At 45.1% G+C, this 12240-nt stretch carries 12 protein-coding genes; 5 read left to right on the forward strand and 7 right to left on the reverse strand.

Features of this window, described 5'->3' with window-relative positions:
* On the forward strand, positions 1-222 hold a 222-nt coding region (locus H7708_RS03480), incomplete at its 5' end, for a hypothetical protein (protein WP_223669087.1).
* 401 nt (positions 223-623) lie between these two features.
* Here the strand turns inward: H7708_RS03480 and pssA are convergent.
* Positions 624-1457: a CDP-diacylglycerol--serine O-phosphatidyltransferase gene (gene pssA / locus H7708_RS03485; protein WP_223669088.1), complete on the reverse strand. Its 834-nt coding sequence runs from the start codon at positions 1455-1457 to the stop codon at positions 624-626.
* 405 nt (positions 1458-1862) lie between these two features.
* On the opposite strand from pssA, the gene H7708_RS03490 reads away from it, so the two are divergent.
* The 3 genes from H7708_RS03490 to H7708_RS03500 all read left to right on the forward strand — a co-directional run bounded on the left by H7708_RS03490 (position 1863) and on the right by H7708_RS03500 (position 4051).
* Positions 1863-2147, forward strand: a complete 285-nt coding sequence (locus H7708_RS03490; RefSeq protein ID WP_223669089.1) for a DUF3579 domain-containing protein — start codon at positions 1863-1865, stop codon at positions 2145-2147.
* Between the two features lie 34 nt (positions 2148-2181).
* A complete protein-coding gene (locus H7708_RS03495; RefSeq protein ID WP_223669090.1) occupies positions 2182-2646 on the forward strand; it encodes a DUF4124 domain-containing protein in 465 nt (154 codons plus the stop codon).
* A gap of 205 nt (positions 2647-2851) precedes the next feature.
* Positions 2852-4051: an NnrS family protein gene (locus tag H7708_RS03500; protein WP_223669091.1), complete on the forward strand. Its 1200-nt coding sequence runs from the start codon at positions 2852-2854 to the stop codon at positions 4049-4051.
* A gap of 39 nt (positions 4052-4090) precedes the next feature.
* On the opposite strand, the gene clpB is transcribed toward H7708_RS03500, so the two are convergent.
* From clpB to rluD, 4 genes are all read right to left on the reverse strand, one after another.
* On the reverse strand, positions 4091-6682 hold the full coding sequence (gene clpB, locus H7708_RS03505) for an ATP-dependent chaperone ClpB (protein ID WP_223669092.1): 2592 nt from the start codon (positions 6680-6682) through the stop codon (positions 4091-4093).
* Between the two features lie 112 nt (positions 6683-6794).
* On the reverse strand, positions 6795-7511 hold the full coding sequence (locus H7708_RS03510) for a lysophospholipid acyltransferase family protein (protein ID WP_223669093.1): 717 nt from the start codon (positions 7509-7511) through the stop codon (positions 6795-6797).
* A gap of 2 nt (positions 7512-7513) precedes the next feature.
* Entirely contained in the window at positions 7514-8272 is a 759-nt protein-coding gene (pgeF, locus tag H7708_RS03515; protein ID WP_223669094.1) for a peptidoglycan editing factor PgeF, read from the reverse strand.
* A gap of 2 nt (positions 8273-8274) precedes the next feature.
* Positions 8275-9252, reverse strand: a complete 978-nt coding sequence (gene rluD / locus H7708_RS03520; protein WP_223669095.1) for a 23S rRNA pseudouridine(1911/1915/1917) synthase RluD — start codon at positions 9250-9252, stop codon at positions 8275-8277.
* Between the two features lie 92 nt (positions 9253-9344).
* On the opposite strand from rluD, the gene H7708_RS03525 reads away from it, so the two are divergent.
* On the forward strand, positions 9345-10118 hold the full coding sequence (locus H7708_RS03525; RefSeq protein ID WP_223669096.1) for an outer membrane protein assembly factor BamD: 774 nt from the start codon (positions 9345-9347) through the stop codon (positions 10116-10118).
* 58 nt (positions 10119-10176) lie between these two features.
* Here the strand turns inward: H7708_RS03525 and H7708_RS03530 are convergent, their stop codons facing one another.
* Together H7708_RS03530 and H7708_RS03535 are read right to left on the reverse strand one after the other, a co-directional pair.
* Positions 10177-10515, reverse strand: a complete 339-nt coding sequence (locus H7708_RS03530) for a P-II family nitrogen regulator (RefSeq protein ID WP_223669097.1) — start codon at positions 10513-10515, stop codon at positions 10177-10179.
* Between the two features lie 18 nt (positions 10516-10533).
* Positions 10534-12162, reverse strand: coding sequence for an NAD+ synthase (locus H7708_RS03535; protein WP_407929719.1), 1629 nt, complete (start codon positions 12160-12162; stop codon positions 10534-10536).
* Positions 12163-12240 lie beyond the last annotated feature (78 nt).

Below are 12240 nucleotides of genomic sequence, written 5' to 3' on the forward strand. Positions count from 1 at the left end.
AAAGAACGTCTTGGTGAAGAACTCGCTTCACTCAAGTGGGCGCACATTATATATCGCCCCAACCTCCTGTCAATACATTTTGATAATTTTTTTAAGCTCTTGTTAAACTTAACAATTATCTGCCGGCCTCCTGCCTTAAATCGCCCCAGCTTTTCGCTTCAGAGCGGCGCGCATTATAAAGCGCTCACACTCCCTGTCAACACATTTTTTAAAACTTTTTAAACCGCTTTAAAAACCGCCCTTCCTGGACTTTCTTTCGCTGCTCCCGGCCTCGCCGATTGCCTCAAAAGAGGTGCGCATTATATAGCGCCTCAACCTCCTGTCAACTAACTTTTTAAATTGTTTTTCAACCATTTAAAAACGCTCTTCCTGAGCTTCCTTCGTGGCGTTTCGAATGTTTCGTTTGCCTCGAAAGTGGTGCGCATTATAGACCCTAATTCACACCACGCAACCCTTTTATGAAACTTTTTTAAAAATAAATTTTTCATCAAGGGGAACTGCTTAGTATAGCGCCAACTTGCTTAAAACTTAAGCACTTTTCAGTGTTTTTATAAGATTTAATTATAGGGGAAGATTAGGTGGGGTAATCCACCCTGATTGAGGGTGGATCGTAGAACAATATATTAGTCTTTTTTGTCTTCTTTACTGGCCTCTTCTTCAGTCTCTTCTTGGCCGTCAACGATTTCAGGTTCTAACACTTCCTTTTCCTGGCTTTTACGCTGACGTCTTTCTTCTTTAATGTCCTTTAAACGCCATAAAGTCATGACCGGGCCCGATAACGCATATAATGCAAAACCAGCAAATAATACTGAAGGCGGATCCATGGCAATGAATATAAAGACCAGAACGATAATTAAAACGCCTATAAATGGGATCTTCCCTTTCCAGTCAACTTCTTTAAAACTGGAATATCTAAAGTTACTCACCATTAACAGGCCTGTGACTAAAGTAAGGATACCGACATACACGCCCCAGGGCCGAACATCCCACTGATACTCTGAGCCTAACCATACCAGTCCTGCCAAAATCGCTGCGGCCGATGGACTAGCAAGCCCCTGGAAGTAACGCTTATCCGCGGTACCAACCTGAGTGTTAAAACGGGCCAATCTCAAGGCAGCACCGATGACATAAACAAACGATGCCAGCCAGCCAAATTTACCGATATCGGTTAAGGCCCAGTTGTAGACAACTAGAGATGGAGCAATACCAAATGACACCATATCGGCCATCGAATCATATTCAGCACCAAAATCACTTTGCGTATTGGTCATTCGAGCCATCCGTCCATCGAGACCATCCATGATCATGGCAATAAAGATGGCGATAGCTGCATTTTCAAAATGGCCCTGCATCGAGGCAACAACAGCATAAAAGCCTGCAAATAGGCCCGCCGTCGTTAATAAGTTGGGTAGTAAATAAATACCACGTCGATTAGCCAATGATTTCTTCACTTTCATAGAATGGTATTACCTATTAAAAACACGTTATAATCAATGGAGTGCATCTTATCATAACCAGGGTCTGTTGATCTTTCATAAATCGTCTCTGTTGTGTCTAAAATATCGTCAATCGCGACGGAAGGTGTTAAAATTTAGCCATTCTCGGCTTTGTCTCCGAGAGTCGCTCTAACTCCTGCATCGTGCAGTCGTAAATCAACAGCTTCCAACAAAGAGTGACGATATTTTAGCCACAACCCAAGGGGCGGGGACTATTTTCGCCCAGCGTTGTTATCCAAAGGTGAAAATATGAAAACTATTCATTACTTTTGATGTCTAGTTGAACAAAAAATAGCTCCCAGCAGAGATGGTTTATGAAAGATCAACAGGCGCTAACCATAGTAAAAATAATTTCAGTTAATTTATATGAGTGATGAACAAACCGAAAGCCGAATCATTATTATGGGCGTAACCGAGTCCGGAAAGAAGTTTCGTCCAAGCGACTGGGCCGAACGCATGTGCGGCAATTTATGCACCTTTCGAAACCGAAGAATGATCTACTCCCCACTACTACGCCCAGCCATCCGGGAAGGCATAAAAGCCGTTATTATTTCCAACCAGTTATCAATAAAGCACCCCTCCCTCTACCAAGAGTTGATGGAATTTGCTAAAACGAATAAATTGGTAGTTAAAGAAGAAGCCATTGCATAGGCTTTTATGGACAACACGAGAGAGTATTTATTATATGATTTCCAAAAGATCGCTTATTATTACAGCGCTGCTAGCATTAGCGGTTTCTTTCTCAGCAGTAGCTGATAAACCTATATACAAATGGAAAGATAGTCAGGGTAATATCAAATATACACAGTCTAAACCACCTCGCGGTACTGACTACGAAACCATTTATCAAAGAACGTCAACAGCAACCAAAGCTCAGTCTGAGAACTCACAGGCTGATTCAGCTGAAGCGAATGATTCTCTTGATGACGTTATAGCAAAACAAAATAAACAAAAAGATGTAGTAGCTCAGAAAAATGCTGAGATAGCGCGTAAAAACTGCACTATTGCCAAAAACAACTTAGAGGTACTACAAAGCAGAACTCGCGTACAGGTAGAGGAGAACGGACAACGCCGCATGCTGACCGACCAGGAGAGAGCCGATAAACTTGAAAAAGCCAAGGCCAATGTCGATAAATTCTGCAACCAGTAGCCCTTAAAATATGCTAAGAGCCCTCTTTCGAGGGCTTTTTATTAGCCGAATCTTCCCTTATTACCCCTTCCCTCAATAACAGCTCTCCTTGAAGAGTTCAACGACATGACTTAAAGCAACAAGACACCAAAAGATGCATTTACTTTACATCTTTAAGTTGTAAAATGTCTATAACCCACATTAACTTTGGAATGGTAGTAACAGAATGCAAATACTAGATGCCGAAAAAGAGAGGGCCATCTGGCCTTTATTCCGGTTAGGTTTTCGCGTCTTCTTCTTGGGAGGGGCACTAATATCGGTGATAGCCATGTTACTTTGGGTTCTGTCGTTGAGCGGAGTAAACTTCCTAGGCGCTGTTAACAACCCCATTTGGTGGCATGCCCATGAAATGATTTTTGGCTTTACCCTGGCCATCATTGCAGGCTTCGTTTTAACGGCCATCCAGAATTGGACCGGGATTCCAGGAGTTAGGGGATGGCCACTGGGTATAGCAGCGCTTTTCTGGCTACTACCAAGACTCTTATTGCCACTACTAGGCGAAACTCATTGGCTGGTAGCCGTATTAGATATACTGTGGTTACCGCTGGTTACTTACTTTTTAGCTCGCCCAATACTCCAGATAAAACAGTGGAGAAACCTATTTTTTGTCCCAGTACTGCTCATCTTTACGGTACTCAACGCACTCAGTTATTACGCTGCCTACAATGATGACTGGCTATTATCCGAGCGTGTATTTGTCGGTAGCGTATTGTTGATAACGGCATTGATTGCTGTCATGGGGGGCCGAGTCATCCCTTTCTTTACAGCCAGAGCAACCGGCACGGAAAAGCCACAACCAATCATGTTATTAGAGATTATAGCCTTAGGCGGTATATGGCTGTTAGCACTAACCTGGTTGCTAACTCCGCACACAACCACTTCTTACCAACTTCTGGCTCTGGTCAGCATTATTACGGCAATCGCCCATCTGATACGAATGCTGCGTTGGAACAATATCCCAAGTCTCAAAGTGTCGCTGTTATGGATACTGCATATTGGTTATCTATTTATTCCATTGGGGCTTGTAGCTTTTGCTTTATCTCTGAGTCAGCAATTGTTGACCATTTCTGCTGCAAGTCACTTTCTCACTGTCGGAGCTTTGGGCTGCATCGTACTGGGTATGATAGCCCGTGTATCGCTGGGCCACTCCGGCCGAAGCCTTGAACCGAAGAAACTCATGGTTGCCGCTTTTGCACTTGTCATAATCGCCGCAGCGTTACGTTCGCTAGGACCTATATTCCTGCCACCGTTCCTGACAGAAATGTACCAATTGAGCGCTGTGTTATGGATTATAGCTTATCTTGCTTTTGTCATTATCTACTGCCCAGTTTTAACCCAGCCACGAATTGACGGTCGACCCGGCTAGAAAAATGCCCGTAGCCTATATAGACTACGGGCACCAAGCTTACTGGTTAATTTGTAACTCACCATTACTGATGTCGAGAGCTATTGGCTCTGCAGGCTGAATGTCACCCGATAATATGGCTTTCGACAGGGGATCTTCCAAACGATTTTGAATCGCCCGTTTTAAAGGTCTGGCGCCGAATACCGGGTCAAAACCTGCCTCAGCCAGGTTCTCCAGCAGAGCATCGCTAACCTTCACTTCAAAGCCATTATCCCTTAATCGCTGAAGTAAACGCTCTACCTGGATCGCCGCAATAGCTTTAATTTGTTCTTTAGCTAATGGGTGGAAGACAACGATCTCATCGATCCGGTTAATAAACTCAGGACGGAAGTGGTTACCGATCACATCCATCAGCATATTCTTCATTTCATCATAGCTCTTTTCAGAGTCAGAGCCTGCGGCGCTGCTGTGCTGCTGTATGAGATCCGAGCCCATATTCGAGGTCATGACAATAACGGTATTTTTAAAATCAACCGTTCTCCCCTGACTATCGGTTAGACGACCATCCTCTAACACTTGAAGCAGGACGTTAAAAACATCTGGGTGGGCTTTTTCAACTTCATCAAACAGGATGACTGAATAAGGCTTACGGCGTACCGCTTCCGTTAGATAGCCACCTTGCTCATATCCAACATAACCCGGAGGCGCCCCGATTAAGCGTGCAACCGCATGCTTCTCCATAAACTCCGACATATCAATACGAATTATGGCATCTTCCGTATCAAACAAAAAGCTGGCCAAGGTTTTACAGAGTTCGGTCTTACCGACACCCGTTGGTCCTAAGAACAGGAAAGAGCCATTAGGACGATTCGGATCCGCTAACCCCGCTCTCGAACGACGTATTGCATTCGACACAGCAGAAACAGCCTCGTCCTGACCAATGACTCGCTCATGCAGAGCGGTTTCCATTTGCAATAATTTCTCTCTCTCTCCTTCGAGCATTTTTGCAACTGGGATACCCGTCCATTTAGACACGACTTCTGCAATTTCTACATCCGAGACTTTATTGCGCAGCAGTTGCATCTCCTGCGAATCTTCTTCGGACACCTGCTCCAGTTTGGCTTCCAGTTCAGGGATCTTGCCATACTGTAGCTCTGACATTTTGGTTAAATCACCCGCCCTCTGAGCAGCTTCCAATTCGACGCGAGCCTTATCCAGTTCGGCCTTTATATTTTGAGCACCATGAACCGAGGCCTTCTCAGAGCTCCATATTTCATCCAGCTCAGCATATTCTTTTTCCAGCAGATCAATCTGCCCTTCAAGATCTTCAAGCCTTTTCACTGAACTTTGGTCGGTTTCCTTCTTAAGTGCTTCACGCTGAATCTTTAACTGAATTAAGCGGCGCTCCAGCTTATCCATAGCCTCCGGCTTGGAATCAATCTCCATACGAATACGGCTGGCCGCTTCATCGATCAAATCAATCGCTTTATCGGGTAGCTGTCGATCCGTAATATAGCGCTGGGAAAGCGTCGTTGCGGCAACAATTGCCGGATCGGTAATCTCAACGCCATGGTGTACTTCATAACGTTCTTTCAGGCCACGCAGGATTGCAATGGTATCTTCAGTACTCGGTTCATCCACCAGTACCTTTTGGAAGCGACGCTCTAAAGCCGCATCTTTCTCAATATGCTGTCGATACTCATCCAGTGTTGTCGCGCCAACACAGTGAAGCTCACCACGCGCTAACGCGGGTTTCAACATATTACTGGCATCCATCGCACCGTCGGCTTTACCGGCGCCAACCATGGTATGCAGCTCATCAATGAATAGAATGATCTTGCCTTCCTGCTTCGAGAGGTCACTGAGTAAAGCCTTTAAACGCTCCTCAAACTCACCCCGGAACTTAGCACCAGCAATCAGCAACCCCATATCAAGGGATAAAACACGCTTTTCTTTTAACCCTTCAGGGACTTCACCGTTTACAATACGCTGAGCTAAACCTTCAACGATAGCAGTTTTACCAACACCTGGTGCACCAATCAATACGGGGTTATTTTTACTACGTCTTTGTAACACTTGGATACACCGCCGAATTTCATCGTCACGACCAATAACCGGATCCAGCTTGCCGCTCTCAGCGCGTTCATTCAGATCAATGGTGTACTTTTCCAGAGCCTGACGATTTTCTTCAGCGTTCGGATCATCAACACCTTGTCCGCCACGAATTTTACTTATGGCCTCTTCCACCATTTCTTTGGTGATGCCCTGTTCATTGAGCAATTTACTTAACGTAGATTTGACCTCTAATGCTGCTAATAAGAACAACTCAGAAGCGATATACTGATCCTGTCGTTGTTGAGCGATTTTGTCGCACACATTAAGCAGCTTACCCAAGTCTTGCGACAGGTGAACCTCTCCAGCATTCCCTGAAACCTGAGGAAGCTTTTCAAGTTCCGCTTCCACTGCCTGCGCCAGTGCTGACGGAGCGGCTCCAATCTGATTCAAAATAGCCGACACACTATTGCCCTGCTGTTGCAGCATGGCGAGCATGAGATGAAGTGGTTCAATATATTGCTGATCACGCCCCACAGCCAATGACTGAGCATCAGCCAAGGCTGCTTGAAATTTACTGGTCAGTTTATCCATTCTCATTTGTAAGCCCTCTTCGTAAATCCCCCTTGTTTAAGGGTTACTTACCTAAAATAAAATCAAAAACAGTTGTCTTACAAAATGTGGGTATATTTTAAATTTTCAAGTCTAAAAATTAATCAATTGAGTCGCGGTGGCCGAGCAGCAACTCTCCCAGATGATGCAATGCCTCTTCGCGATGAAAGAATTCGTGGGACAAGTCGGGAAACCTTAAGACTTTGCTTTTGGAGCGAAGAAATAGCGGTTTAAAGACACTCCCTTGCCCTTTAACGCCAACGATTCGTGCTACCAAAATCCGCTTTTGACTGAGCTGTGCCAGGCGCTTGATTCCAGGCTTTACTCGATACGGTTTGATATGATCCTGGTGAATCTTTCCGTGGGGGAAAAGTGCAAGGATTTCTCCCGAATCCAGGGCCCGCTTCGCCTGACGAAAAGCAATATCAGCACGCCCTGTGCGATCAACAGGAATACAACCGGCGCCTTTAAATATCCACTTTAAACCAAAACGTTCGTATTCTTCTTTAGCAATCATAAAACGAATGGGACGGTCGCAGGCAGCGATCAGTAACAAAGGATCAACGCCCGAAACATGATTTGATATAAGGATTGCCCCGCCATCTTCAGGCAAGTCGAATTTTTCTAGCCGTAACCGATGAAACTTCACACAGTAAGCGCGACATAGCCCGTCGATAAAGTTGAGCTTACGAGAGCCCCAGTCAACATGGTTATACTTTCTGGCTTTGGCTCGCAAATAAACAACAAATAAAACAGACGCCAGTAGAGCCATGGCTGCGATAACAAGCTCCCAGTGCGTTTGAAGCCAATCTCCCATAACTAATCTTCCTCGGTATGTTCAATCCAGATAGCCGTCACCATGCGACCTGTTTGAGCGGCTGAATGATTTTTCTGGTTATGGCTAGCCCGACGGTGTGAGAAAAACTGTACCTCTTGTTCGTAAGTACACATATTGCTCTGGTACACGTCAATATTCTTACCACTCAATTGATGCTCTGCGATTGCAGGCAGATCACACAACCATTTGTTATTACTGCTTTTAAAATATTGCTCATAAGTGGAATCAACGTTCACAAAGCTCTCTCTGACGTCGTCTCCAACTTCAAAGTGTTTTTGACAAATTGCCGGGCCTATCCAGGCCATCAACTCTGAGGTTCCGTGGTACTTCTGTACAGCCTCTAGCAGAACCCCTTTCGCCAGACCTCGCCAACCGGCATGGATCGCAGCTACCCAATTGCCAGCTTTGTTCGCCAATAACACAGGTAAACAGTCTGCTGTCATGACCAGGCAAGTATGCCCTGGCGAATGAGTAAAACAGCCATCGGCTTCAGTCAGGGGCTGCCCGTGTGGGATCACTCTAGTACTATGAACTTGAGTTAACCAGCAAGGATGGGGTATGGATTCACTTCGACCAAGGCGCTCACGATTTTCCGCTACTTTCGACGGATGATCACCAACGTGTAACGCTAGATTAAGAGTATCAAAGGGCTCGTCACTGACACCGCCCTGACGCGTTGTGGTGAAAGCTTGAACAAACGATGGCACAGGCCATTCTGGGCGAATAACTGAAAGAGACACTGCTAGCCCTCTTGTTGTGCAAAAAACTCTCTATTCGCCACCAGCTCATCTCGCAACTCCTGCATGTCCTTTGGCATCGGTGCTCGCCACTCGATATACTCACCAGTCACTGGGTGCTTTAATCCTAATAAACTGGCATGCAAAGCCTGACGTTTAAAACCACTTAGCTTTTCTTTAAGCGCCGGCGTAATTTTAGTAGGCACCCGATAGCGACCGCTATACAGCGGATCGCCAACAATTGGAAACTTTAAATAACTCATATGAACACGAATCTGGTGAGTTCGCCCTGTCTCTAGTCGTAACTTTAAATGAGAGTGATCCAGAAATTTCTCTGCTACCCGGTAATGGGTAATGGCTCGGCGACCATCAGCCACGACAGCCATTGCGGTTCGCTTTGTAGGGTGACGCCCAATTGGAGCATCAATCGAACTTCCAGAAACCATCACCCGATTGACAATGGCATCATACTCACGAGTAAAAGCGCGATTCTGTAATTGTTCAACCAGACTAGTATGAGCAGCAATAGTTTTGGCAACAACCAATAGACCTGTGGTGTCTTTATCCAATCGATGAATAATTCCGGCCCTGGGCAAATTAGACAGTTGTGGGCAATGGTACAATAAAGCATTCACCATGGTACCCTCCTGGTTGCCAGCTCCTGGATGAACGACTAACCCTGCCGGTTTATTCACTACAAGCAGATCGTCATCCTCAAACACAATATCCAAATCAATCGCTTCGGGCTGCCAGTCGCCTGCAACTTCGATTTCAGCATTGATCTCAACCAGCTCAAAACCGGCCATTTTATGCTTGTTTGACTTTACAACTTCCCCATTAACCTGAACAAAGCCTTGCTTGACCCAGTCCTGTATGCGGGAGCGAGAATAATCCTCAAAAGTTTCAGAAAGCGCTAAGTCGAGCCTTTTTCCGTAAACTTTTTCATCAAATGTATGTCTGAGTTCTATAGATTGGGTAGTCATTGTAAATTCGCGTAAAAAGATTGGCGTATGACAAGCTGTCAGTTAGAATGGCTCTCATTGTATCAGGGTTAATATAAACAGAAAGAATTAATATGCAAAAAAACATTTTAGTGATACTTGCTGGCATTTTATTCACTTTAGCCGGCTGTTCCAGCACTCCTGACAAGGATACAGATCTGGAAGATACCAAGCTTGAAGTCATGACAGCTCAGCAGTTATTTGATCGAGCTAAAAGTGCAACGCTATCGGGGAACTATACTCGTGCTGTCGAATTGCTTGAAGAAATTGATACCCGCTACCCGTTTGGCAGCATTTCTGAGCAGGCAAAGCTGGATCTTATTTATGCTTACTTTAAAAAAGCAGACTATGAAGCAGGACAGGCTCTAGCCGATCGCTTCCTTCGTCAACACCCACAACATGAGAATGCTGATTATGTGTACTACATGAAAGGGGTGATGCATTTTGAATCAGAGGTTGGCTTTTTTAAGGAAACCTTCCAAGCCGATCTGGAAACTCGAGATACCACCAATTTAGAAGCGGCTTTCGATAACTTTAGAGCGCTGGTTGAAGTCTATCCGAAAAGCAAGTACGCTCCAGATGCCCGTAAACGCATGATTCAAATTCGTAACCTGCTTGCAGAAAATCAGCTTCATATTGCTCAATTTTACATGGAACGAGACACTTATGTCGCCGCGGCTAATCGAGCAAAATACATAGTGGAGAACTATCCCCAAACCCCTGCAGTCCCTTACGCTCTCGATATGCTGGTCAAGGCTTACAATATCTTAGAGCTACCCGAGCTGGCTGAGCAATATAGAAAGACACTGCTACTCAATTACCCGGATTATGACTTTGCTGATCTATGAAGTATCGATTTGAAAACGAAAAAAGCGGCAATTGCCGCTTTTTTACCAATACAAGACGCTAAATCGCTTCACTGCCCTCTTCACCGGTTCGAATACGTACGGCCCGCTCAACATTAGTCACAAAAATTTTACCATCACCAATTTTTCCAGTGCGAGCTACTTCAATGATGGTCTCAACACATTTATCGACTAAGTCATCTTTAATGACAACTTCCACTTTAGCTTTAGGCAGAAAATCAACCATGTACTCAGCACCGCGATAAAGCTCGGTATGTCCTTTCTGGCGGCCAAACCCTTTGACTTCAGTAACAGTCATACCATTGATACCTAAATCCGTTAATGCCTCTCGAATATCGTCCAATTTGAATGGTTTGATAATCGCTTCGATCTTTTTCATTCTGCTTCCCCTAAAGCTTTATTTAAACTGTCTTCCAAAGCCCGAAGTAATCGGGTAACGTCGGTCACGACCAAAGGCTCGTGAACTGATTCTTATGCCTATAGGAGCCTGACGACGCTTGTGTTCATTAATATCCACCAGACGGATGACTTTACGAACCGTCTCTTCATCATGACCTAACGACACAATATCAGAAATGCTCTTATCATGCTCAACATACGCCTCAAGTATCTCATCCAGCACTTCGTATGGCGGTAGATTATCCTCATCAACCTGTTCGGGAGCCAGCTCAGCGCTCGGCGGTCGGGTGATAACCCTTTCAGGGATAACCGGCGATACCGTATTTCTATAACGCGCCAACTGATAAACCATGGTCTTAGGAACATCCTTTAACACATCGAGTCCGCCAGCCATGTCACCATACAAAGTACAGTAGCCAACCGCAACTTCAGACTTGTTTCCAGTGGTGAGCACTAAACGACCAAACTTGTTTGAAAGTCCCATCAAAATGGTACCGCGGCAGCGTGCCTGAATATTCTGTTCTGTCACACCGGGCTCTGTGCCCTCTAACTGAGGCTGCATCTGCTGCATGAAGGCATCACATATTGGCTCAATGGAAATAATATCGAACTCCACTCCTAAAGCCTCTGACTCTGCCTGTGCATCTTCAACACTCATACTCGCAGTATAGCGATACGGCATCATGACCGCATTAACGTTCTCTTTACCCAAGGCATCCACGGCAACAGCAAGAGTTACCGCAGAGTCAATTCCCCCGGAAAGTCCTAATAAAGCTCCAGGGAAACCGTTTTTACGGACATAATCTTTAACGCCAAGCACTAGGGCCTGCCAGATTTCCTCTTCATCGTCCCACTGCTTATAACTTTGCTCCAGAGAAGTCAGGCGGTCGGTTGCTTTATCAAAATCGATACAGGCAAAGTCCTCAGCCATCTCAGCGGCCATAAAAACGCACTCCCCATTGGAGTTATAGGCGCTGGAGCAGCCGTCGAAAATGAGCTCATCCTGCCCACCGATCTGATTAACATAAACTACAGGAATATTATTTTCGCTGGCTCGACTGGCCATTTCCTGACCTCTGACTTCTGCTTTGCCATGATAATACGGTGAAGCATTCGGGCTCAGAATAAGCTCGGCTCCTGCAAGTTTGGCTACCTTGGCTGGCTCTTTAAACCATAGGTCTTCACATATAAGAAGACTTATCTTAACCCCTTTAAACTCAACAACCGGGCATTGACTACCGGCAGTGAAATAACGTTTTTCATCAAATACTTCATAATTAGGCAGGAGTTGCTTGTCATAACATAGCAGGCACTCGCCATTGTGTATAAAGCTGGCCGAGTTATAAATCTCAGTCCCCTGCCTCCTTGGGTGACCAATGACCATTGCGACACGGGTATCGATCGACTTAATCTCTTCCAACGCCTTGTCAACAATCAGGTAGAGATCTGGGCGAAGAAGTAAATCCTCGGGGGGATAACCACATAATGCCAGTTCAGAAAATACGACAATGTCGGCATTTCTTTCTTCTGCCTGAATAACAGAGTTTTTTATAAGCTGCAGGTTATATTTTATATCCCCTACAATGTAGTTGTTTTGCGCAAGGGCGATACGCATATTGATTCTCAACGTCAAATTATCGGTATATTGTCTAATAATTACGTCATTTTTCAAAGTCTTAAAGCGGTAAAACTTGAAAAGAAACGA

The sequence above is a fragment of the Kangiella shandongensis genome (assembly GCF_020005365.1).
Taxonomy (GTDB): domain Bacteria; phylum Pseudomonadota; class Gammaproteobacteria; order Enterobacterales; family Kangiellaceae; genus Kangiella; species Kangiella shandongensis.